The organism is Mycetocola spongiae, from assembly GCF_020424085.1.
GTDB lineage: Bacteria > Actinomycetota > Actinomycetes > Actinomycetales > Microbacteriaceae > Mycetocola > Mycetocola spongiae.
In genome coordinates, this window is sequence record NZ_CP080203.1 from 985,732 (window position 1) to 1,007,772 (window position 22,041).

The 22,041-nt window shown below is 65.7% G+C and carries 23 protein-coding genes; 6 read left to right on the top strand and 17 right to left on the bottom strand.

Going from position 1 to position 22,041, the window contains the following annotated elements:
• Nucleotides 1-14: 14 nt before the first annotated feature.
• The gene (locus tag KXZ72_RS04575) at nt 15-740 is read right to left on the bottom strand and encodes a DUF981 family protein (RefSeq protein WP_226082556.1); all 726 of its coding nucleotides are present in this window, start codon (nt 738-740) and stop codon (nt 15-17) included.
• A 202-nt stretch (nt 741-942) separates the two neighbouring features.
• On the opposite strand from KXZ72_RS04575, the gene KXZ72_RS04580 reads away from it, so the two are divergent.
• Both KXZ72_RS04580 and KXZ72_RS04585 read left to right on the top strand, forming a co-directional pair.
• A complete protein-coding gene (locus tag KXZ72_RS04580; protein WP_226082557.1) occupies nt 943-1,524 on the top strand; it encodes a TetR/AcrR family transcriptional regulator in 582 nt (193 codons plus the stop codon).
• 135 nt (nt 1,525-1,659) lie between these two features.
• Nucleotides 1,660-2,796: an alpha/beta hydrolase gene (locus KXZ72_RS04585; RefSeq protein WP_226082558.1), complete on the top strand. Its 1,137-nt coding sequence runs from the start codon at nt 1,660-1,662 to the stop codon at nt 2,794-2,796.
• Nucleotides 2,797-2,870: 74 nt separating this feature from the next.
• Here the strand turns inward: KXZ72_RS04585 and pheT are convergent, their stop codons facing one another.
• From pheT to infC, 10 genes are all read right to left on the bottom strand, one after another.
• On the bottom strand, nt 2,871-5,390 hold the full coding sequence (gene pheT, locus KXZ72_RS04590; RefSeq protein WP_226082559.1) for a phenylalanine--tRNA ligase subunit beta: 2,520 nt from the start codon (nt 5,388-5,390) through the stop codon (nt 2,871-2,873).
• 2 nt (nt 5,391-5,392) lie between these two features.
• Entirely contained in the window at nt 5,393-6,433 is a 1,041-nt protein-coding gene (pheS, locus tag KXZ72_RS04595; protein ID WP_226082560.1) for a phenylalanine--tRNA ligase subunit alpha, read from the bottom strand.
• A gap of 111 nt (nt 6,434-6,544) precedes the next feature.
• Nucleotides 6,545-7,471 (bottom strand): amino acid ABC transporter permease, encoded by a 927-nt coding sequence (locus KXZ72_RS04600; RefSeq protein ID WP_226082561.1) that lies wholly within the window; start codon nt 7,469-7,471, stop codon nt 6,545-6,547.
• On the bottom strand, nt 7,468-8,115 hold the full coding sequence (locus tag KXZ72_RS04605; RefSeq protein ID WP_226082562.1) for an amino acid ABC transporter permease: 648 nt from the start codon (nt 8,113-8,115) through the stop codon (nt 7,468-7,470). The genes KXZ72_RS04600 and KXZ72_RS04605 overlap by 4 nt, the downstream gene beginning before the upstream one ends.
• 97 nt (nt 8,116-8,212) lie before the next feature.
• Entirely contained in the window at nt 8,213-9,085 is an 873-nt protein-coding gene (locus tag KXZ72_RS04610; protein ID WP_226082563.1) for a glutamate ABC transporter substrate-binding protein, read from the bottom strand.
• Nucleotides 9,086-9,139: 54 nt separating this feature from the next.
• Nucleotides 9,140-9,928 (bottom strand): amino acid ABC transporter ATP-binding protein, encoded by a 789-nt coding sequence (locus tag KXZ72_RS04615; protein ID WP_226082564.1) that lies wholly within the window; start codon nt 9,926-9,928, stop codon nt 9,140-9,142.
• A 271-nt stretch (nt 9,929-10,199) separates the two neighbouring features.
• Nucleotides 10,200-11,000: a TrmH family RNA methyltransferase gene (locus tag KXZ72_RS04620; RefSeq protein WP_226082565.1), complete on the bottom strand. Its 801-nt coding sequence runs from the start codon at nt 10,998-11,000 to the stop codon at nt 10,200-10,202.
• 131 nt (nt 11,001-11,131) lie between these two features.
• Nucleotides 11,132-11,518: a 50S ribosomal protein L20 gene (rplT, locus tag KXZ72_RS04625; RefSeq protein WP_226082566.1), complete on the bottom strand. Its 387-nt coding sequence runs from the start codon at nt 11,516-11,518 to the stop codon at nt 11,132-11,134.
• Between the two features lie 36 nt (nt 11,519-11,554).
• Complete coding sequence (gene rpmI, locus KXZ72_RS04630) at nt 11,555-11,749, bottom strand: 50S ribosomal protein L35 (protein ID WP_226082567.1); 195 nt, start codon at nt 11,747-11,749, stop codon at nt 11,555-11,557.
• Nucleotides 11,742-12,362 (bottom strand): translation initiation factor IF-3, encoded by a 621-nt coding sequence (gene infC / locus KXZ72_RS04635; RefSeq protein WP_226082568.1) that lies wholly within the window; start codon nt 12,360-12,362, stop codon nt 11,742-11,744. Before infC ends, rpmI begins: the two co-directional genes overlap by 8 nt.
• Before the next feature lie 237 nt (nt 12,363-12,599).
• Here infC and KXZ72_RS04640 point away from each other — a divergent pair, with 237 nt between their 5' ends.
• Entirely contained in the window at nt 12,600-12,965 is a 366-nt protein-coding gene (locus KXZ72_RS04640) for a DUF1844 domain-containing protein (protein ID WP_226082569.1), read from the top strand.
• A 495-nt stretch (nt 12,966-13,460) separates the two neighbouring features.
• Nucleotides 13,461-15,023: a murein biosynthesis integral membrane protein MurJ gene (gene murJ, locus KXZ72_RS04645; protein WP_226082570.1), complete on the top strand. Its 1,563-nt coding sequence runs from the start codon at nt 13,461-13,463 to the stop codon at nt 15,021-15,023.
• 74 nt (nt 15,024-15,097) lie between these two features.
• Here the strand turns inward: murJ and KXZ72_RS04650 are convergent, their stop codons facing one another.
• The 6 genes from KXZ72_RS04650 to KXZ72_RS04675 form a co-directional block, all read right to left on the bottom strand.
• On the bottom strand, nt 15,098-15,985 hold the full coding sequence (locus KXZ72_RS04650) for an SseB family protein (RefSeq protein ID WP_226082571.1): 888 nt from the start codon (nt 15,983-15,985) through the stop codon (nt 15,098-15,100).
• Nucleotides 15,969-16,715 carry a bifunctional 1-(5-phosphoribosyl)-5-((5-phosphoribosylamino)methylideneamino)imidazole-4-carboxamide isomerase/phosphoribosylanthranilate isomerase PriA gene (gene priA / locus KXZ72_RS04655; RefSeq protein ID WP_226082572.1) on the bottom strand — a complete coding sequence of 249 codons (747 nt, stop codon included), beginning with the start codon at nt 16,713-16,715 and terminating at the stop codon, nt 15,969-15,971. Before priA ends, KXZ72_RS04650 begins: the two co-directional genes overlap by 17 nt.
• Nucleotides 16,716-16,771: 56 nt before the next feature.
• Nucleotides 16,772-17,422, bottom strand: coding sequence for an imidazole glycerol phosphate synthase subunit HisH (gene hisH, locus KXZ72_RS04660; RefSeq protein ID WP_226082573.1), 651 nt, complete (start codon nt 17,420-17,422; stop codon nt 16,772-16,774).
• A complete protein-coding gene (gene hisB, locus KXZ72_RS04665) occupies nt 17,419-18,027 on the bottom strand; it encodes an imidazoleglycerol-phosphate dehydratase HisB (RefSeq protein WP_226082574.1) in 609 nt (202 codons plus the stop codon). Before hisB ends, hisH begins: the two co-directional genes overlap by 4 nt.
• Before the next feature lies 1 nt (nt 18,028).
• Complete coding sequence (locus KXZ72_RS04670; protein ID WP_226082575.1) at nt 18,029-19,138, bottom strand: histidinol-phosphate transaminase; 1,110 nt, start codon at nt 19,136-19,138, stop codon at nt 18,029-18,031.
• 719 nt (nt 19,139-19,857) lie between these two features.
• Entirely contained in the window at nt 19,858-20,409 is a 552-nt protein-coding gene (locus KXZ72_RS04675) for a LysM peptidoglycan-binding domain-containing protein (protein ID WP_226082576.1), read from the bottom strand.
• Nucleotides 20,410-20,896: 487 nt separating this feature from the next.
• On the opposite strand from KXZ72_RS04675, the gene lexA reads away from it, so the two are divergent.
• Both lexA and KXZ72_RS04685 read left to right on the top strand, forming a co-directional pair.
• Nucleotides 20,897-21,508 (top strand): transcriptional repressor LexA, encoded by a 612-nt coding sequence (gene lexA / locus KXZ72_RS04680; protein WP_264159497.1) that lies wholly within the window; start codon nt 20,897-20,899, stop codon nt 21,506-21,508.
• 4 nt (nt 21,509-21,512) lie between these two features.
• The gene (locus tag KXZ72_RS04685) at nt 21,513-22,040 is read left to right on the top strand and encodes a methylated-DNA--[protein]-cysteine S-methyltransferase (RefSeq protein ID WP_318999887.1); all 528 of its coding nucleotides are present in this window, start codon (nt 21,513-21,515) and stop codon (nt 22,038-22,040) included.
• Nucleotide 22,041 lies beyond the last annotated feature (1 nt).

Sequence of the window (22,041 nt, forward strand, 5' to 3'; positions counted from 1 at the left end):
CGATTGGGGATAAATTAGCCCATCGTATTCACGATCAGGCCGATATGGGTGAAGAAGTTCAGCGCACCAAACAGGAAGAAGCCGAGGCCGGACAGGCCCCAGACGATACCCACGATCCACTGCACCCGCGTGAACTTTGCCCCGAGCGAGAAGCCGCGCAGCGCAAACGGGAACAGGATTGCGCCCACACCCACGAGGGCAAACAGGCCCGACATAAAGATGGCCTCCACCATCGGGTACTCGGCAAAGGCTCCCGAGATGGGCTCCTCGGGCGGGGCGGCAAAGAGCTGGAAGATCACGCCGGCGAAGGCAATCGCGATCAGGCACAGGCCCAGGCCCACCACGAGCAGCGAGAGGGGGCGGGCCACCTTCGCCAGATAGGCGGCGCTATCGCCGCCCGCGGCAATCTGGGTGGAGCGCTTCCACAGATAAAACGCGGCGATCAGCAGGACCACGCCAAAGCCGAGGCTGGGCTCGCCAAAGATGATGTTGTCAAACGGGAAGTACTTGGCAAAGGGCCAGGTCAGGGTCATGTGCAGGCCGGTGGTGAAGAGGATGATGCCGGGCGCGGCAAAGGCCAGGGCCCAGGACTCCAGGTGCACCTCGCGATCGGTCGCGAGGGCACGCGCAAAATAGACGAGCGTGATCAGCCCGGCACCGGCGGCCAGGGACATGATGGTGTTATAGGTGGGCATCTGGGTCCAGTCAATGACCAGCCCCTGCGCTTCGAGAGCGAACACGGGTATTTCCTTTCAATGGAGGGGGAGAGTATGCGGCCACGGGCGACGCTGCCTGCTGCGGGTGGCCCCACGCACATCGCGAGTATACGCACGTATAGCCCGGGTGTCTATACGGGCGTATAGCGTGGTGTAATGGAGGGGTCAGTTCCGCGATAGAAGCGAGGCCAGCATCTCCCGAAACGACCCCTCCGCGCGCGAGCGCATGGTGGAAGCCGCCGCCCACCTCCTGATCGAGAGCGGCCCCTCCGCGATCACCCATCGCCGCGTGGCCGAGGCCGCCGGCGTACCCCTCGGCTCGGCCAATTATTTTTTCCCGAGCCGCGCGCAGCTCTATGCCTTTGCCGTGGAGGCCGCCGAGGCCTCGCGGGTGCGGGCCGCCACCGAGTTTGCCCGCGGGCTGCCGCGGGAGCACCGCTCCCCCGCCGCGACCGCCGATCTGCTGATCCGCACCTGGTATGCCCCGCACGTGGATCACGACGTGGTGCGGGCCCGGCTTGAACCCATGATCGACGCGCTGCACAGCCCCGAGCTGCGCCGCATCATGAACGACTCGCGGCCCGCACTCGTGGCCGCCCTGGAGACCGCCCTCGAGCGCAGCGGCTATCCCCAATTTGCCGATGTGGAGCTGGTGGCGCTGCTGCTGGACAGCGCCCTGACCTATGCCAATAGCATCCACTCCGAGGACGCCTATGCGCTCGCGACCGATGCGCTGGCGCGGCTACTCACGCTGATTGCCCCGCTGTCCTCCGGCGGTGCGTCCGCCGGGAATTCGCTGGGAGATTAGGGCTGTTCCCGCGTGATTCCGCGGGACTCGGGGGCGCGCGGCCCGGCACAGCCCCACGGCGTTCCGGGCCCACCATAGAATCGGTGAGCCGATGGCGCACGGACAGCCGGGCGCCCCGATACAAAGGAACACCAGATGGACCCGGACCGCGAACTCACGCTGCCGCCCGAGCTGACCACGGGGGACGTGGGTACCGATCTTTTGGCCACGTATTGGCCCGCGGGAATCGCCCTGGGCCTGGCCGCCCTCGCCGTGGCCGTCTGGATCTATCGCGCCCGCCGCGATCCCGATCACGCCTCGCGCCGCGTGCGCCGCGCCTTCCTCTGGTGGGTGCCGGCCTCGATCGCCCTGGTCCTGGGGCTCGCGCTGGGCGTAAATACCTGGGTGGGCTATCTGCCCTCGGTGGCGGCCGTGCAGCGCTGGATCGCGGCCACCCCGGAGGGCCCCGTGGTGCTGCCCTCGGCGGGCTCCACCGAGCGCCATACCGATGCCGGCCACGGCTATGCGTTTATGGACTCGGTCCCCTCCAGCACCCCGAGCGTCCCCGCCTCCGCGGCCTGGGTCTATCTGCCGCCGGACTACGATAAGCCCGGAAATACCACCCGCTACCCCGTGATCTATGCACTGCACGGCTCCCCCGGCAGCTCCCCCGATTGGTTCAGCGGCGGGCGCATCGACGGTTCCCTGGACATCCTGATCCGCGACGGCCTATTTCCCCCGGCCATCGTGGTGGCCCCTGACCTCAACGCGGGCGCGGGCCGCAGCGGCCAGGAACCGCTTAATCAACCGGGTGGGCCGCAGATGGAGGATTTTGTGGTGAACGATGTGGTGGGATGGGCCGATAAAAACCTGCGCACGCTCCCCGAGAGCGGGCAGCGCGTGATCGCCGGGATGTCCTCGGGGGCGATGGGTGCGCTGAATTATGGGCTGGGTCATCCCGATATTTTTGCCGGGACAATCGCACTGATCGGCTATGCAACCCCCTATTCGGATGCGATTAAAAATAATCCCGAGGCCCTGGCCGCGACCACCCCGGAAAACCTGCTGGATCGCCTGCCCGCGGGCACCGGCCCGCGCATCTTCCTGGGCCAAAACGACGGAAAATCGCTCCCGGAGATGCAAAAACTCGCCGCGAAGTTCCGCGAGCACGGGCTCACCAGCACGCTGCGGGAGTTTAAAGGGCTGCAACATAACTGGACCGCGGCGCGCACGATGATGCCCTATGGCCTGGTCTGGATGGCGCAGGAACTCGGCTGGACCCCGCCGCGCTAGGGCACTCCCACCCGTAAAAACACCGCGGCCCCCGGTCTCTGCAGAGACCGGGGGCCGCGGTGGTATCGGGGTGGCTACTCGCGCAGCGTCGCGCCAAAGCGCTCGGCGGCCACGGCCACACCCGCGAGGCGAGACTCCGAGGCCTCGGCCGCGGTCAGCGTGCGATCGGGGGCGCGGAAGCGCAGCGCAAAGCTGAGCGATTTGCGCCCCTCGGGCAGGCCCTGCCCGCGGTAATCATCCACGAGGCGCACGTCCTCCAGCAGGTCCCCCGCACCCTCGCGCACGGCATCCAGCACGTCCACGGCGGGCACATTGGCCGGAACCACGAGCGAGAGGTCTTGGGTGGCCGCGGGATAGGTGCGGATCGGCTGCGCATCAATCACCGCGGGAACCGCGGCCAGCACGGCATCCAGGTTGATCTCGGCCACGGCCACGGTGCGCGGCAGATCGGCCTCCTCGGCATAGGCGGGCAGCAGTTCGCCCGCATAACCGATGACCCGGTCGCCGGCCAGCAGCTCGGCCGTGCGGCCCGGGTGCATCGCCTGGTGGCGGCCCTGGCGCACGGTGATCTCCGCACCGGCACCCAGCGCAATCTGACGCACGGCATCCAGCGCATCGGCCACACCCGAGTTCACCTGGGCCTGACCGGCCTGGCGCGGGGTGCTGGCACCAAGGATCAGCACGGCCACGTGATGCGGCTGCGCGGGGATGCCCTCCACCAGCTCGGCGAGCTGCTCGGGCGAGGGACGCTCATTGCCCACGGGAAGCGTGGCCTGGCCATAGGCCTTGCCCTCCTCGGGCAGGAAAACCAGGCCGGCTTCGAAGATATTCAGATCCACGAGGCCGCGCGAGAGATTCCGCTTGGCCACACCGATCAGGCCCGGCAGCAGCGAGGTGCGCAGGAAGGGCTCGCGCGAGTCCAGCGGATTGGCCAGCTTCACGGCGGGAACCGCACCGGCACCCGGTGCACCAAAGAGGTTATTGGCCTCCAGGCCCACAAACGGATAGGACAGGACCTCGGTGGAACCGGCGGCCGCGAGGGTCTGCGCCACGCGGCGACGCGCGCGCTGCTCGGCGGTCAGTCCGCGGCCGGGAGGGGCCACGGGCAGGCGCGAGGGAATGCGGTCATAACCCACGATGCGGGCGACCTCCTCGGCCAGATCGCAGGGATCGGTGATGTCCGAGCGCCAGGTCGGGGGTGTGACCCGGAAGCCCTCCGCGGTGTCCTCCACCAGGGCGCCGATCTCGGCGAGCGAGGAACGAATCTCCTCGGCGCTGAACTCGGTACCGATCAGGGCGGAGATATAGCCGGCGGCCAGCGCGATGGGCTCGCGGGTGGTGGAGGAATCCAGCACCGAACCAAGCGAATCCAGCTCGCCCCCGGCCAGGTCCACCATGAGCTGCGCGGCACGCGCGGCGGCGGCCCGGGCAATGCGCGGATCCACCCCGCGCTCATAGCGTTTGGAGGCCTCGCTGGGCAGCTTATGCCGGCGCGCACTGCGCGCGATCGAGACGGACTCGAAGTGCGCGGCCTCGATCAGCACATTGCGGGTCTCGGAGGTGATCTCGGTGGAGGCCCCACCCATCACACCGGCCAGGCCGATCGGGCCCGAACCATCGGTGATCAGCAGATCCTCGGGGTGCAGGGTGCGCTCGGTGCCGTCGAGCGTGACCAGGGTCTCGCCCTTCGCGGCGCGACGCACAACCAGGCCGCCGCTGATCTTATCCAGGTCATAGCCGTGGATGGGCTGACCCAGCTCCAGCATGACGTAATTGGTGATGTCCACGAGCACCGAGATCGACCGGATTCCGGCCAGGCTGAGCCGGGCGATCATCCACGGCGGGGTGGGAGCCTGCGGGTTAACGCCGCGCACCACGCGCGTGATGAACACGGTGGAGCCCACGGTGCCGCGGATCGGAGCCTCATCGTTTACGCTCACCTCGAAGCCCGAGGCCTCGACGATCTGGGGGGCGAGTGCGGGATCGCGGAAGGCAGCTCCCGTGGCATGCGAGTATTCGCGGGCCACACCGCGCACCGAGAACGCATAGCCGCGGTCGGGCGTCACGTTCAGCTCCACGCCGCTATCGTCCAGGCCCAGCAGCGGCAGCGCGGGCGTACCCACGGGTGCATCGATGCCGTAATTGGCGAGCACAATAATGCCATCGGATTCCTCGCCCAGGCCCAGCTCGCGTGCCGAGGCCATCATGCCCTCGGAAACGTGGCCATAGGTCTTGCGCGGGGCGATCTTAAAGTCTCCGGGCAGGACGGCACCGGGGAGGGTCACCACCACCTTGTCTCCCACGCGGAAGTTATGGGCGCCACAGACGATGCCGTGGACGGGCTCACCACCATCGGCGGCGACCTCACCGTCCTCGGCCACGCGCACGCGGCACCAGTTGATGGTCTTGCCGTTGGACTGCTCCTCGGGGGTGAACTCCAGCACCTCACCCACCACGATGGGTCCACTCAGATCAAAACCGTGGATGTCCTCCTCTTCCAGGCCGACCTTCACGAGGGCGGCCTGCACCGACTCGGGGGTCGAGCCGGGCTCAAGATCTACGTATTCAGCCAGCCAGCTCAGGGGAACCCGCACGACTACACCACCATTCCGAATTGCTGCGAGAAGCGAATATCGCCCTCAACCATGTCCCGCATGTCCTGTACCCCGTCGCGCAGCATCAGGCCACGCTCCACGCCCATACCAAAGGCAAAGCCCGAATAGACCTCGGGGTCGATGCCGGCGGCGCGCAGCACGTTCGGGTGGATCATGCCGCAGCCGCCCCACTCGATCCAGCGCGGGCCGTCCTTAAACGTGGGGTGCCAGAAGTCCAGCTCGGCGCTGGGCTCGGTGAACGGGAAGAAGCTCGGGCGCAGGCGAATCTTTGCCTCATCGCCGAATACGGATTTTACGAAGTGGTCCAGCGTGCCGCGCAGGTGGGCCATCGTGAGGCCCTTATCCACGGCGAGGCCCTCAAACTGCATAAAAACGGGGGTATGGGTGGCGTCAAGCTCATCGGTGCGGTAAACGCGGCCAGGTGCAAGCACATAGATGGGGACCTCGCGGTCGAGCATCGTGCGCACCTGAACGGGCGACGTATGGGTGCGCATCACGAGGTGCGAGCTGGGCGGGTCCACAAAGAAGGTGTCCTGCATTGCGCGCGCGGGGTGATCGGCGTCGAAGTTGAGGGCGTCGAAGTTAAACCACTCGCTCTCCACCTCGGGCCCCTCGGCCACCTCCCAGCCCATGCCCGTGAAGATATCCTCGACGCGCTCCTGGAGCAGCGCGAGGGGGTGCCGGGCACCGGCACGGTACAGGCTCGGGAGGGCCGTGACATCCACGGTCTCCTCGACCAGGCGGCGGGCGTTCTCGGCCTCGAGGATACGCGCCTCGGCATCGGCATAGGCCTTATTCACGCGCCCGCGGGCCTGGCCCACAAGCTTACCCAGGGCGGCCTTCTGGTCGTTCGGGACGCTGCGCAGCGCCGCGTTGAGGTTCGCGAGCGGCGAGCCCTCCACGAGGTGCGCGGATCGGGCCTGCTTGAGGCCGGCGGAATCGACAACGGCGGCGATATCGGCCAGGGCCGCATCGATCGCGGCGGCGACGCTTTCTTCGGAAATCAGTTGAGGGTCAGACACAAGAGTCAATTCTACCCAATGGGCGGGCCGGTGCGGGCCCCGGAGCCCAAAACCGCGGCGGATGATCCCGGCTTCGGGACCATCCGCCGCGGCGGGACTGCGGGTAGGGCGCTAGGAGCCCTGTGCCGGTGCCGCGGGTGCCGCGACCGCGGCGGGCGCCGCGGGGCCGGCCGGGGCCGGGTTTCCGCGGCGGCGGCGCTTTCCGCCCTCGCCGCGCGCCGCGGAATCGCTGCGCTTGGCGAGCCAGCGGGCTACCGCCGAGAGCGAGAGGTTCATCAGCAGGTAGATCACCAGCGTCACCAGGAAAAGCGTAAACAGATATTTATTGCCCAGCGCGTTTCCGAGGTTATTCATCGTGGTCCGGATGAGCTCGGGATAGCCCACGATAAATCCGAGCGAGGTGTCCTTAAGTAGCACCACCAGCTGGGCGACGATGATCGGCAACATCTGCCGGAACGCCTGCGGAAATTCCACGATCATGCGCGTGGCAAACGGCGTCAGGCCGATACTCAGCCCCGCCTCGCGCTGCCCGCGCGGCAGGGAGGTGAGTCCCGCGCGCAGCGCCTCGCCGATGATCGCACCGTTATAGAGCCCCAGGCCCAGCACCACGGCCAGATAGGCTCCGCTGGAAAACGCCAGCAGAATAAACAGCATCATCAGCAGCACGGGCATGCCGCGCACAAATTCCAGCACGATCGCGGCCGGGATGCGTACCCAGCGGGTCTGCGCCGAGCGCAGCAGGGCAAAGACCACGCCGAGGATCAGGGCGAGCACGGCCGCGGCGGCCGCGGCCTTGAGGGTGTTCAGGACACCCTGCCCGATCTGTTCCCAGAGCACGGGGTTGCCCAGCACGTCCCAGCGCGAGGGATCCCACAGGCCCGAGAGCATCACGCCGCCGGAATCGCGCGGGCGGCCCAGGACAAGAATCGCGCCGATCAGCGCGCCGATGACGATCAGCGCGATCACAATCGAGAGGATCAGCGAGCGCCGGCGGGCCTTGGGGCCCGGGGCGTCAAAGAGGACGGAAGAGCCGGTCATCGCGATACCAACCATTTCTTTTCCAGATATCCCGCGAGCAGTCCCAGCGGAATGGTGATCAGCAGATAGAACGTGGCCACACCCAGCAGCACCGCGATCACCGCGTTGCCATTGGCATTGGCCAGCTCCTTACCGATCGTGAATAGCTCGGCCACAAAAAATCCGCCGGCCACCGAGGTGTTTTTAACCAGGGCGATCATGACGTTAATCAGCGGCGGTACGGTCATCCGCACGGCCTGCGGCAGCACCACCTGGGTCACGGTCTGGCCAAAGCCCAGGCCGATACTGCGGGCGGCCTCGGCCTGCCCGAGCGGCACACCGTTAATGCCCGAGCGCAGCGCCTCGGCCACAAACGGCGAGGTATAGAGGCTCAGGCCGATCATCGCGAGGAATTTATAGTCCAGCTGTAGGCCCAGCTGCGGGGCCACAAACGCGAAGAAAAACAGGATCAGGGTGAGCGGGGTATTACGCACCAGTTCGGTATATGCGGTGGCCACCACGCGCAGCGAACTCACCGGTGAGATTCGCATGATCGCGATGATGGCGCCCAGCACCAGGGCCGCGATTCCGGCCACGAGGAAGAGCTGAAGGGTCAGGGCAAAACCCGAGAGATAGCGATCAAGGTTGTCCAGGACAACGTTCATCTGTGTGGCCTCCTTTCAAGAGAGTGGGGTGAGGGGTCCGGGGCGGTCCTGGGGCGGGCGGGGTCTCCCCGCCCGCCCCAGGACCGCGACGCGCAGCCTACTGATCGGGCGTGGGGCCCTCCACAAACGGCAGGATTGTGCCGGCGGTCTTCTCCCAGGCGGCCTTATAGGCGCCGTCCTTATAGGACTGCTCCAGCGCCTTATTAATGAACTCCTGGAATGCGGTATCGCCCTTCTTCAGGCCGATTCCATAGGGCTCCTTGGTGAAGAGGTCGCCGGCGAGCTTAAACTCGCCCTCGTTTTTGGCGGCCAGCCCGGCAAGAATCACGTTATCGGTGGACACCGCCACAACCTTGCCCGAGCGCAGCGGCTCGAGGCAGTTGCTATAGGTATCGGTCAGGACGGGGTCGGCGCCCAGCTTCGCGATATTCTCGGCCGGGGTGGAGCCGGTGACCGAGCATACGGGCTTGCCCACGATGTCCTTTTCGGACTTAATATCGGTGTTATCGGCCTTCACCAGCAGCGACTGCCCGGCGATGTAATACGGGCCCGCGAAGTCGATGACTTCCTTGCGCTTATCGTTGATCGTATAGGTGGCCACGATCATGTCCACCTCGCCGTTTTCGATAAACGGCTCGCGGTTGGCCGAGACGGCTTCCTTCCACTCGATCTTATCGGCGGGGATTCCGAGCTGACCGGCGATGATCTTCGCGATCTCCACGTCAAAGCCCTCCTCGCCGTTGAGACCCTTCTCGCCAAAGAGGGGCTGATCAAATTTCACCCCCACGGTGATCTTTCCGGCCTTGGACAGCTTCTCCATTGTGGTGCCGGCCTCAAAGCTGGGGCTGGCCACCACGGTGGGGTTATCGCCCGAGCCGGCCTTGGTGTCATCGCCGCCGCCGGAACAGGCGGACAGCGCAAGCAGGGTCACGCCGGCGAGGGCGATCAGGGAAAACTTGGAACGCTTCATGAGAATATTCCTTCTTCGTTGAATTGGTATCTGGCGGTTCTATATGGATGTGGTTTAGCGTTCGAGGATTTTGGAGAGGAAATCCCGGGCCCGCGGCGATTGCGGGTTGGTGAAAAATGTCTCCGGGGTGGCGTCCTCCACGATCTCGCCGTCGGCCATAAACAGCACCCGGTCGGCGGCCTTGCGGGCGAAGCCCATCTCGTGGGTCACCACGATCATGGTCATGCCCTCCTTGGCCAGGCCCACCATGACGTCGAGGACCTCGTTGATCATCTCGGGGTCAAGCGCGCTCGTGGGCTCGTCCATCAAGATCAGCTTGGGGCTCATCGCGAGGGAGCGGGCGATGGCCACGCGCTGCTGCTGCCCACCCGAGAGCTGGGCGGGCATCTTCTGCGCCTGATTGGCCACGCCCACGCGCTCCAAGAGGGTCATGGCCCGGTCGGTGGCGTCCTTTTTGGACATGCCCTTAACCTTGATCGGGCCCAGCGTGACGTTTTCCAGCACGGTTTTATGGGCGAAGAGGTTAAACGACTGGAAGACCATGCCCACATCGGCGCGCAGCTTGGCCAGCCCCGCGCCCTCCTCGGGGAGGCGGTCGCCGTCGATTGTGATCGTGCCGCTGTCGATGGTCTCCAGGCGGTTGATCGCCCGGCAGAACGTGGACTTGCCCGAACCCGAGGGCCCGATGACCACCACCACCTCGCCGCGCGCGACCGTGGCCGAGATATTTTTTAGCACGTGCAATTCGCCATAGTGCTTATTCACGGCATCCAGCACCACGAGGGGCTCCCCCAGCTTGGCGATGGGGATGCTGCTTGTCTTTGGTATCAACGTTGAATCCATGTCACCCACGCTAAACAACATCGCGCGCGATTGGCCATCATAAACACGCTTGTTACCGAGATGTAACACAAACGAGACAGCCCTTTAATACCGCGGATTTTGGCGGTAATTTACCCCCCAAGGAGTGACGCGGAAGTCTAGCCTATGCCGCCGCGGGAATATAGTCATCCGGAAAAATCTCGACCGTGCACTGTCGGCCCGCGGGCATAAAAAAACCGGCCCCCCGCGAGAGTGCGAGGGACCGGTTGGCGTCGATTGACGCAGACTATTTTTAGGAACGCTGCGCGAAGGCCGTCTCGTAGAGGCAGACCGAGGCCGCGGTGGCGAGGTTCATCGACTCGGCGTGACCAAAGAGCGGCACGGACACCACGCGCTCGGCCAGCGGCAGCACGTCGTCCTCCAGTCCGCGGGCCTCGTTGCCGAAGAGCCATGCGGTGGGTTCGGCCAGCACACCGGTATTGCGCACATCCAGCAGGCTCTCGCCCTTGGTATCGGCGGCGATGACGCTCATATTGGCATCGCGGGCCTGGCGCAGGACCTCGGGCAGTTCCAGGCCCACGGCCACGGGAAGGTGGAAGAGCGAGCCGGTGGTGGAGCGCACCACCTTGGGGTTATACAGGTCCACGCTGCGGCCGGTGAGGATGACCCCATCGGCTCCCGCGGCATCGGCCGCGCGGATGATGGTGCCCAGGTTGCCCGGGTCACGCACCTCCTCGAGGATCGCGATGAGCTTGGGCGAGCCGGCGAAGATGTCCTTGGCCGAGGTGGGGAACTGGCGGGCCACCGCGATGACACCCTGCGGGGTCACGGTATCGGCCATGGCGTTCAGCACTTCTTCGGTGACAAACTCCACGTCCATGCCGGCGGCGATCGCCGCATTGGCGAGGTCCTCATAGCGCTCTAGCGCGGTGGGGGTGGCATAAAGCTCGATCATGACCTCGGAGCGATACATCAGCGCCTCGGTCACGGCCTGGGGGCCTTCGAGTAGGAACAGGCCGGTCTCGACGCGGGCGGCTCGCTTGGCGAGCTTGGCTACGGCGCGGATACGGGGAGCACGGGGATTATCTAGCACGACCCCCATTCTACGCGGACTTTGGCGCGAGCGGGGCGCGGAGCGGCAAGCCGCCCGGCCGCGGGCCCCGCCGGTAATACGCAAAAACCCCCGCATCGAGGATGCGGGGGTCTTGCGAAGGAAGCTAATGCTTAGGCTGCAGCCTTGGGTGCCGAGGTGTCGGCGGGGAGGGCCTTCTTGGCGCTCTCAACCAGGGCGGCGAAGGTGGCGGGCTCGTTTACGGCGAGCTCGGCCAGCATGCGACGGTCAACCTCGATACCGGCGAGACCCAGACCCTGGATCAGGCGGTTATAGGTGAGGCCGTTGGCGCGGGATGCGGCGTTGATACGCTGGATCCACAGGCGACGGAAGTCGTTCTTACGCTTCTTACGGTCGTTATAGTTATAAACGAAGGAGTGGTTCAGCTGCTCCTTGGCCTTGCGGTACAGGCGCGAACGCTGACCGCGGTAACCGGATGCCCGCTCAAGGATAACCCGACGCTTCTTGTGGGCGTTAACCGCCCGCTTTACTCTTGCCATTACTTTTTAATCTTTCTCTGTAGCTTACGGGGCGTCTTAGTGACCGAGAAGCTTCTTGATGTTCTTGGTGTCGGCCTTCGAAACCAGCTGATCCTGGTTCAGACGGCGCTTGCGCTGGCTCGACTTGACCTCGAGGTTGTGGCGCATGCCCGACTGCTGCTTCTTGATCTTGCCGGAGCCCGTGAGCTTAAAGCGCTTCTTAGCGCCCGAGTGGGTCTTCTGCTTAGGCATTATTTTCCTCCTGCTTTGCCGCCTTCTTACTTGCGGCACGGTTTGCGTTGGCCTCGGCTTTCGCCTCGGACTTATTCTTGAGCGGCCCAATCACCATGACCATATTGCGGCCATCGATGGTGGGGTTGGACTCGATTACGCCGAACTCGGCAACGTCCTCTGCAAACTTATGCAGCAGACGCACACCCTGCTCGGGGCGGGACTGCTCGCGGCCACGGAACAGGATCATTGCCTTCACCTTGTCACCGGCCTTGAGGAAACCCTCGGCGCGCTTGCGCTTGGTTTCGTAATCGTGAGCATCAATCTTCAGGCGGAAGCGCACCTCTTTGAGGATGGTGTTTGCCTGGTTACGGCGTGCTTCCTTAGCCTTCTGAGCGGCCTCGTACTTAAACTTGCCGTAGTCCATGATCTTCGCCACCGGCGGCTTAGAGGTCGGTGCGACCTCTACCAGATCGAGATCGGCTTCCTGCGCCAGGCGCAGGGCTACCTCAATTTTGACGACGCCAACCTGTTCTCCGGCGGGGCCAACAAGGCGAACTTCTGGGACCCGGATGCGGTCGTTGGTACGGGGATCGCTAATGCGTAACTCCTCTGATTGAAAACTCGAAGCCACTCTGTCCGAAAAAATTCGAGCCGAGGCGAGAGAGAAAATTACACACCGGATTCTTGTGAATAAATCACTACCCGGCACACACCCTTATCTACCCGACCGATCCCCCCGGAGGGAGTGGCCTGGCGGAGTGTAACTACCCGGTAACCTAGTACTACGGTCAAACGCGGGTGGGAGAATATCCTCTTTCGTAACAAGACAGATGTCTTGTAGCCGCGATCAGTCTAGCAGAGGAATACAGTGTCGGAAAACCAAGCCCCCAGCCCCGAGGAAATTGCCGCCGTACAGGAGGCCACCCGGGATATCGCCGATGTTCCCGCGGTCGAGGTGATCACCACCGCCTGCGTGCACCTGCTGAGCGCGGCCGCCGTGAAATGCGGCCTGGCCGATGACCCCGAGACCCAGCAGGACCTCGACGAGGCCCGCAAGCTGATCAACGCCCTGGCCGGCCTTATCACCGCCGCCGCCCCCGAGGTGAGCGATATGCACGCCCGCAGCCTGCGCGATGGCCTGCGCTCGCTTCAGCTCGCGTTCCGCGAGGCCTCCGTGATCCCCGATGCCCTCGGCAAGGGTCCGGGCGAGAAGTGGACCGGCCCGGTTAACTAAGAAGTCACATGCAGAACGCCCGCCACCCCCTCGGGGTGGCGGGCGTTTTGCGTGGCGGCGCGGGGACACCGGGAAGCGGCTCCCGCGGGGCATCCCTCGCGCCAGCACGGGGAACCAAAAGCGACATTTAGGGGCAAAGCGTCAAACGCGGTGTAGCGTGCTCGGATCGATTCAAAGGAGAATTTATGCACTCGTTGGGAAGCAGCCTCGCGGGGCCGCGGGTCGCGCCCGCGCCGATCCGCCGCGCCGCCTCCGATCCGCGCCTCGCGCCGGCTCCGGGCCCGGCCCTCCCCCGCACTAAGGCGCGGTGTTAGGATCGCTCCTCGCGCCCCACAATCGCCGCGGCCGCGTGGTCACCGTTCGACCGGTATCACCCGCGGGAGCTCAACCCGCGCGCGCCCGGGAGCGGGCAATCTGAGCGTATCGGGCGAGGCCCCACGCGGCGAGGACCGGAGGAGCGCGCACCGCGGCGGGCTGCACCTGGGCGGCGGCACGGTGGTGTCCCGCGTTCTGGGTTTCATCCGAACCGCGGTCCTGGCCGCGGTCATCGGAACCGTGGCCAGCGAGAGCGCGGATGCCTTTGCCATCGCCAGTCAGCTGCCCAATAATATCTTCTGGCTGATCTCCAGCGGGGTCTTCTCCGCGATCCTCATCCCGGAGCTGGTGCGCTCGCGCCGGGATCCGGACGGCGGTGCCGCGCATCTGAACCGGCTGCTGACCCTGGGGCTGATCATCATGGCGCTCGCTACGGTCGCGGCGCTGTTCCTGGCGCCCGCGCTGGTGCACCTCTATGTGAGCGAGTGGAGCCCCGCCCGGATCAACCTGGCGGTCGCCTTCGCGCTCTGGTGTTTCCCGCAGATCTTCTTTTATGGGGTCTTCTCGCTGTGTGGTGAGACGCTGAACTCTCGCGGACATTTTGCGCCGGCTGCCTGGGCGCCGCTCGTGAATAGCGTGATCTCCCTGGCCACCCTGGGCGTTTTTGCCTGGGCGTTTGGGGTCTTCCCGCAGGCCACGGCGGCGGTGGAGGGGTGGACGCCGGGCATGATTGCGCTGCTCGCGGGAGGCAGCTCGCTCGGGGTGGCCGGTCAGGCCGCCGTGGTGGCCCTGGCCATGTATCGCGCCGGGATCCGGTTTTCCCCAAATTTCCGCTGGCGGGGTGCCTCGCTTGGCACCGCCACGCGCGCGGCCAAGTGGACGTTTGGGCTGGTGATCATCGGCCAGGTCCTCGGGGTTGTGCAAACAAATATCGTGGGGGCCGCCTCCGGGCAAAACGCCTCCGCGTCCGCACTGATCACCGCGTGGCTGGTATTTATGCTGCCCTATTCCGTGATCGCGGTATCGATCGGCACCCTCTATTTCACCCGGTTGAGCCGGCATGCCCAGGCGGGACGGACGGGGGATCTCGCCGCCGAACTCGCGTGGCCCGTGCGTGTGCTGGCGGTAGCGATGCTGGGGGCCTTCACGGTGATGATGATCGTGGCCCTTCCCCTCAGCCGCTTTTTCACCAATACCGCGGAAAATGCGCAGGCCCTGGCCCTGGTCCTGATGGCGTTTTTGGTCTCCCTCCTTCCCCTGTCGTTCCTGTTCCTGTTTCAGCGCGCGTTTTATGCGCTGGGCGATGCCCGCACGCCCTTCGTTTATACCTGTGTGCAGGCGGCAGCGCTCCTCACCGGGACCCTGCTGCTGCCGGGGCTGGTCGAGCTGGCCTATCTCACCGCCGCGGTGGCCGCCGTGCAATCGCTCGCCGCCACGGTGCAGGTGCTCATCGCCGCCTGGCTGTTGCGACGTCGGGTGGGCCCGATGGGGGTGCGTCGCGCGCTTCCCTCGATCGGTCGGGCCCTGATCGCGATGCTCGCGAGCGCCGCGATAGCGCTTCCGCTGGGCTCCCTGCTCGGCGATTGGGGAATGTCCGAGAGGGCGGAGGCGCTGCTGCTCTCCGCGGTGCTGGCCGCGGTCTGCGGGGGCACGTTTGTGCTCGGCATGGTGCTCCTGCGCGATCCGGTTCCGCGGCGGCTCTTCGCCGAATTTTTTCCCGCGCGCCCCGCGGCTGGACGCTGATCGGCGGGGTCCGCGATAAATGCAGAACGCCCGTCACCCCTCGGGGTGGCGGGCGTTTTGCGTGGCGACGCGGGCTAGGAGCTCGCGCGCAGGCTTACCCGGAGCGAATCCACGCGGGTCGCGATGATCTCATCGGCGGCCCAGCGCTGGGCGAGACGGCCCAGAACGGTATCCAGCATCGAGCGGTCCAGCCCGTCCACCAGCGTCAGGGTGACCAGGAGCTCCGAGCCGTGCAGGCGCGCCTCGGGATCACCCGCGCTCAGCGAGACGTCGATTACGGAGAGTTCGGTGGTGATTGACCGGGCAAACGCGGTAAACACCTCGGGGTCGTGAAAGCTTGGCACCCAGGGCTGCTGCTGGGCAACGGCCCAGAGCGCGGGGCGGCGCAGCACAAACTCGAGTTCGGTGGTGGCATCCAAGACCACCAGCTCGGTATTCTCCTCGGCCGCGGCCAATGCCACGCGCGTTCCATCGGCGGGAACCGGGCGCGCCTCGGGATTCCAGGCGCGCATCGCGTCCACGGAGGAAAACACGGGCAGAACATTGCGGCCATCGGGGCCCGCGACCGTGATGATCGAGAGCTCCTGGGTTTTATCCACCTGCTGCCCGGCATCGTTATAGCCGATATCGCCGGCATGGGCGATCAGCGGGATCAGGAGGCGTGCACTGCGGAAGGCATCCACCACCTCGGCCTCGGTGACCTCATGGGCGCGGAAGCGGCGCTGGGATTCGGCCAGGAGCTCGGGCGCGGTGCCGTCATCTCCGGCATAGGCGTTATCGTGCGCCTGGAACGTGCGTCCCTCCCACGGGCGGTCGGCGCTATCGCCGGTATTGCCGGCGAGGGCCGCGAGGCGTGCGCGGATACCCGTGGGGTCCTCGCCGTTTCCGGCGTGACCGGCGGGGCCGCCCGCACTCTCGTGCGGGCGGTCGCCGGGCGGGGTGGGATTAGTCGGAAGCGACATCCAGGGCCTCTGCAAGCGTGAAGTTACCGTTATAAAGTGCCTTGCCGATGATGGCACCCTCGAGTCCCAGCGGCACCAGTGCGCGCAGCGCGGCAATATCGTCGAGGTTGGAGATGCCACCCGAGGCCACCACGGGGCGCACGGTGCGCTCCATGACCTGCTTCAGCAGTTCAAGGTTCGGGCCCTGCAGCGTGCCGTCCTTGGTGACATCGGTCACCACATAGCGGGCGCAGCCGGCCTTTTCGAGGCGGTCCAGGACGGTCCACAGATCGCCGCCGTCCTTGGTCCAGCCGCGGGCAGACAGCGTGGTGCCGCGCACATCCAGGCCCACGGCGATGGCCTCGCCATACTGGCCGATCACGCTTGCCGCCCACTCGGGGTTTTCCAGAGCCGCGGTGCCGAGGTTGATGCGGGTCGCGCCCGTGGCGAGGGCCGCCTCGAGGCTCTCGTCATCGCGGATGCCACCGGAGAGCTCCACCTGCACGCCGTGCACCGACTTGATCAGCTTGCGGATGACGGCGGAGTTATTGCCGCGACCAAATGCCGCATCCAGATCCACGAGGTGGATCCACTCGGCCCCCTGGGAGGCCCAGTCCTCGGCCGCGGCCACGGGATCGCCATAATTCGTCTCGGAACCGGCCTCGCCCTGGGTCAGGCGCACGGCCTTACCGCCGGCCACGTCCACGGCGGGCAAAAGCTCCAGGCCTGGGGTGTTATTGAACTCGCTCATGTTGTCCTTGAAATCGCTGTGAGTGGATGGGGCCGCCGGGGCGGCCCGACCCGATGTTAATCAGTGGGGAGGGTGCCGAGCCAATTCCGGAGCAGCTGAATGCCCGCCTCACCCGATTTTTCCGGGTGGAATTGGGTGGCCGTGAGCGGTCCGTTTTCGATCGCGGCCAGGAAGGGGGCACCGTGTTCGGCCCAGGTGAGGGCCGGCTCCGGGAAGGGAGGCATAACGTCCAGGCTCCACTGCTGCGCCGCATAGGAGTGAACAAAATAAAAACGCTCATAGTGGAGGCCACGGAACAGCACGGAGTCCTCGGGAGCGGACACCGTATTCCAGCCCATATGCGGAACCACCGCGGCGGGAAGCGCCGTGATATCCCCGGGCCACTGGCCCAGGCCCTCGGTGGTTTCGCCGCGCTCGGTACCGTTTTCGAACATGACCTGCAGGCCCACGCACACGCCCAGCACCGGCTTGGCACCGGCGATGCGCTTATCGATGATGCGGGCACCGCCCGAGGCCTCCAGGGCCTCCATCACGGCGCTAAATGCCCCCACGCCGGGGACAAACAGGCCGTCGGCGGCCATCGCGGTGGCAAAATCCCCGCTCAGGGTGACGTTGGCACCGGCGGCCTCGAGGGCCTTCACCGCCGAGTGAACGTTGCCGGATCCATAATCAAAAACAACAACGTTGGGGCGACGCTCCCCGGTCACAGCTTGCCCTTGGTGGAGGGGATGCCCTCCACCAGCGGGTCGAAGGCCTTGGCCACCCGGAATGCGCGCGCAAAGGCCTTAAACTCGGCCTCGGCAATGTGGTGCGGATCGCGCCCGCTCACCACGTTGATGTGCACGGTGAGGCCGGCGTTAAACGTGATGGCCTCAAATACGTGGCGCACCATCGACCCGGTGAAGTGGCCACCGATCAGGTGGAACTCAAACCCTGCGGGCTCACCGGTGTGCACAAGATAGGGACGGCCGGAGATATCCACCACGGCCTGCGCGAGCGCCTCATCCAGCGGGCACAGCGCATCGCCATAGCGGGCAATTCCGGCCTTATCGCCCAGCGCCTCGCGGATGGCCATACCCAGCGCGATGCCGATGTCCTCGACGGTGTGGTGCACGTCGATATGCGTATCGCCCGTGGCCACCACGCGCAGATCGGTCAGCGAGTGCTTCGCGAAGGCCGTGAGCATGTGGTCATAAAACGGGACCGTGGTATTAATCTCGCTGCGGCCGGTGCCGTCGAGGTTGATCTCGAGTTCGATGGAGGATTCGCTCGTCGCGCGCGTAACCGTCGCGGTGCGGGGTGCGGTAGTCATGCTATGAGCTTAGTGCTCGCAGCGCGTCGAGGAACGCGCCGGTCTCGGAGGCGGTGCCGGCGCTCACGCGCAGGTGCCCGGGAATGCCCACATCGCGGATGAGGATTCCCTGGTCCAGGAGCGCCTGGAACGTGGCCGCGGGATCCTCCACTCCCCCAAACAGCACAAAATTCGAGTGCGAGCGGTGCGGGGTATAGCCCAGCTCCGTGAGCTCGGTGACGATGCGATCGCGCTGTCCACGGATGTCATCCACCATCGCGAGCATCGCATCGGAGTGATCAAGCGCGGCCTCGGCGGCGGCCTGGGTGAGGGCGGAGAGGTGATAGGGCAGGCGGACCAGGCGCAGGGCGTCGATCACGGCCGGATCGGCGGCCAGATATCCCAGGCGCACGCCCGCAAACGCAAATGCCTTGCTCATAGTGCGGGAGATGAGCAGACGCTCCCGGCCGGGCAGGAGGGTCAGGGCGCTCGCGGCGTCATCGGGCGCAAACTCGGCATAGGCCTCGTCAACCACCACGATTCCGGGGGCGGCATCGTAGACCGCGGCGATCGTTTCGAGGGAGAGCGGGGTGCCCGTGGGGTTATTCGGCGAGCATAAAAACACGATATCCGGGGCGGCCTCGCGCACCGCGGCGGCGGCGGTCTCGGGGGTGAGCTCATAATCGGCATCGCGCTGCGCGGGAATCCAGGCGGTGCCGCTGCCCGAGGCGAGGATCGAGTACATGGAATAGGTGGGTACAAAACCCAGGAGCGAGCGGCCGGGGCCACCAAAGGCCTGTAGGACGTGCTGAAGAACCTCATTGGAGCCATTGGCTGCCCAGAGATTTTCCGCAGTGAGGGCGGGGCCGGCCGCGGAGGAGGGCGCCCCGGTCTCGCGGTTAAGATACTCGGCGAGGCGGGTGCGCAGGCCGAGGAACTCACGATCGGGATAGCGGTTCACTCCGAGCACGGCGGCGGCCACGCGGGCCACGATGTCCTGCGCCACCTGCTCGGGGATGCGATGGGTGTTCTCGTTAACGTTCAGGGCCACGGGCACGCTCAGCTGGGGGGCACCGTAGGGGATCTGGCCGCGCAGGTCGTCGCGGATGGGCAGGTCGTTAAGAGTAGTCACGGATCTAGCTTAGCGAGGGGGCGGCGCCCTCCGTCACGCTAGTACTCCGTCACGCTGGCGCCGTGTCACGCTAGCGCCCTGTCTCATTACTGCGCGGTCGCGCTACTGGGCGGTATGGCGCAGGGAGATCGTGAGGCGCCGACCTGCCTGCACCGCGGAACCACTCAGACCGAGCAGGCTTTAGATTTCGGCGATCACATCGCGGAGATCGGCACTGGGCAGGATTATGGGCGAGAGAGACCGCGAGCTGCCTCAGGCAGCCTCACTACTATTCCGTCGTATTACTGCTCTGTCGCATTACTGCTCTGGCACGCTGCTACGTCATATAGCGAAGGGGGATCGTGAGGCGCCGACCTGCCTGCACCGCGGAACCGCTCGGGCCGAGCAGGCTTTTGATCTCGGCGATCACATCGCGGAGATCGGCATAGGGGCCAGGGTTATGGGAGAGAGACCGCGAGTTGCCACAGGCTGTCACGGTATTACTACGTCGCGCTAGCGCCCTGTCACGCTGCTGCGTCATTTAGCGCAGAGGAATCGTGAGGCGCCGACCTGCCTGCACCGCGGAACCGCTCGGGCCGTGGAGGCCTTTGATCTCGGCGATCACATCGCGGAGATCGGCATAGGGGCCAGGATTAGGGGAGAGAGACCGCGAGCTGCCACAGGCCGTTACGCTACCGCTCCGTCACACTACTGGGCGGCCGGGCTACCGCACCGTCACACTACTGCGCGGTATAGCGCAGGGGGATCGCGAGGCGCTGACCCGCCTGCACCGCGGAACTGTTCAGGCCGTTGAGGCTTTTGATCTCGGCGATGACATCGCGGGGGTCTGCATTGGGGGCGAGAGAGACCGCGAGCTGCCACAGGGTTTCCCCGGCGCCGATGGTGGCGTATTCAAAATTGGTTTCGACCACCGTGGAGCTGGCCACGGCTCCCCCGGCGTTCAGGCCGATGGCCACTACGCCGATGACCACGGGCAGGGCCGCGAGGAGGGTGAAAACGATGCGGCCGCGGCGGGTGAGGCGGAGCTTGCCGCTGCCGGGCACCCGTGCCGGGGCGGGAGGCGCGGTGCGGGCGGCGGTGACGATGGAGCGGGCGGCAAATGCGGGTGCACCGGACTCGGCCGGGGATGCGGCCCGCAGGCCCGGGGCGTTGGTGCGGAAGACCCGCCCCTCGGGGAAGGCGATGACATTGCCGGGCAGCGCGGAGGCGGTTGCCCCACCGCTACGCGAACCGATACTGCCGCCGGGACGACTCAGGACTGCTGTACTCATGCGTGCCTCCTACTTCTCTGCGAATAAACCTGCTGTGCGAATACCCGTTGCGTGAACACACTCTGTGTGAAAACACTTTGTGCGAAATCACTCTGTGCAAAAACCTGCGCTGCTGGCCATTGCACCCGGGAACCCGTATTCGAACCTGTGTTTCGAATATATATTCGAATTGTCGAAGATTCAAGCCGGTGTTCGAATATTTTCGAATCTTTTTGCCGACACACTCGAATAGGTGTTTGTTTTTACGTGAATTGCTGGATACAGTTTCGACTGTTGGGATTACTCAACCAACCACCACCGACATTGCCCCGATACGGCGTCAGGACGGAACATTATGGCCGCGAAAAAGCAGCAGACCGCGGATGCCCCGGCATCCGGCCCGGCCGCGCCTCTCAGCGCCGCGGCACTCCCCGATGCGGGCGATGGCACCCGGGCAAAGCCCGGCACGCGCCGCCGCAAGAGCCTGAGCGCCAAGCAGCTCTCGATCATGGAGTTCATCTCCCGCTCCGTCACCGATCAGGGCTATCCGCCGAGCATGCGCGAGATCGGCGATGCCGTGGGCCTGGCCTCCCTGTCCAGCGTCACGCATCAGCTCAACCAGCTTGAGCTCAGCGGCTACCTGCGCCGCGACCCCAATCGCCCGCGCGCCCTGGAAATCCTCATCGATCTTCCCGGCACCCCGGTATCCTCCGCCGATTTTGAATCCACCGCCCCGCCCATCGGCGATGCCGCGATGGTGCCGCTTGTGGGCCAGATCGCCGCGGGCAGCCCGATCACCGCCGAGCAGCAGGTCGAGGAGGTCTTCCCCCTCCCCCGCCAGCTCGTGGGTAAGGGCGATCTTTTTATGCTGAAGGTGCAGGGCGAATCGATGATCGACGCCGCCATCTGCGATGGCGACTGGGTTGTTGTGCGCCAGCAGCACACGGCCGAAAACGGCGATATTGTCGCGGCGATGCTCGATGGCGAGGCCACCGTGAAGGTCTTCCGGCAGCGCGATGGCCATACCTGGCTGCTGCCGCGAAACTCCAATTTTGAGCCCATCCTGGGCGATCATGCCGAAGTCCTGGGCAAGATCGTGGCCGTTCTGCGCTCCGTCTAGGCCCGTGACCGGAAGTATCCCCTCCCCGCGGCAGGCCGTCATGGACTCCCCCGTGGGCGAGCTCACCCTCGTGGCGCGCGGCGAGGCCCTGGCCGCCGTGTATTTTGACGGCCATATCCGTCGCCCGTCCGCCGCCGAGTGCGGACCCGTGGTGGATGGCACGCGGGATCCGCTCCTGGCACGCACCCGCGCCCAGCTCAACGAGTATTTTGCGGGAGAGCGCACAGCATTTGATCTGCCGCTGGACCCCGTGGGCGAGGAGTTTGCCGTGCGGGTCTGGATGCTGCTGCGCGAGATCCCCTATGGTTCCACCACGCGCTACGGCGCCCTGGCCGAGCACCTCGGCGGGCGCTCCTATGCCCAGGCCGTGGGCGGGGCCGTGGGACGCAATCCGCTCAGCATCATCGTGCCGTGCCATCGCGTCCTGGGTTCCGATGGCACCCTGACCGGCTTTGCCGGGGGCACCACACGCAAGGCCTTCCTCCTGGAGCTCGAGGAGAGCGATTCCGCCCGCGCCTCGCGGCTGTTCTAGC

Coding starts and splice junctions, on each gene's coding strand:
- KXZ72_RS04580 (WP_226082557.1), top strand. CDS start 943: ATGGTGGAAGCCGCCGCCCACCTCCTGATCGAGAGCGGCCCCTCCGCG.
- KXZ72_RS04585 (WP_226082558.1), top strand. CDS start 1,660: ATGGACCCGGACCGCGAACTCACGCTGCCGCCCGAGCTGACCACGGGG.
- KXZ72_RS04600 (WP_226082561.1), bottom strand. CDS start 7,471: ATGACCGGCTCTTCCGTCCTCTTTGACGCCCCGGGCCCCAAGGCCCGC.
- KXZ72_RS04605 (WP_226082562.1), bottom strand. CDS start 8,115: ATGAACGTTGTCCTGGACAACCTTGATCGCTATCTCTCGGGTTTTGCC.
- KXZ72_RS04610 (WP_226082563.1), bottom strand. CDS start 9,085: ATGAAGCGTTCCAAGTTTTCCCTGATCGCCCTCGCCGGCGTGACCCTG.
- KXZ72_RS04615 (WP_226082564.1), bottom strand. CDS start 9,928: ATGGATTCAACGTTGATACCAAAGACAAGCAGCATCCCCATCGCCAAG.
- rplT (WP_226082566.1), bottom strand. CDS start 11,518: ATGGCAAGAGTAAAGCGGGCGGTTAACGCCCACAAGAAGCGTCGGGTT.
- rpmI (WP_226082567.1), bottom strand. CDS start 11,749: ATGCCTAAGCAGAAGACCCACTCGGGCGCTAAGAAGCGCTTTAAGCTC.
- KXZ72_RS04650 (WP_226082571.1), bottom strand. CDS start 15,985: ATGTCGCTTCCGACTAATCCCACCCCGCCCGGCGACCGCCCGCACGAG.
- priA (WP_226082572.1), bottom strand. CDS start 16,715: ATGAGCGAGTTCAATAACACCCCAGGCCTGGAGCTTTTGCCCGCCGTG.
- hisB (WP_226082574.1), bottom strand. CDS start 18,027: ATGACTACCGCACCCCGCACCGCGACGGTTACGCGCGCGACGAGCGAA.
- KXZ72_RS04675 (WP_226082576.1), bottom strand. CDS start 20,409: ATGAGTACAGCAGTCCTGAGTCGTCCCGGCGGCAGTATCGGTTCGCGT.
- lexA (WP_264159497.1), top strand. CDS start 20,897: ATGGAGTTCATCTCCCGCTCCGTCACCGATCAGGGCTATCCGCCGAGC.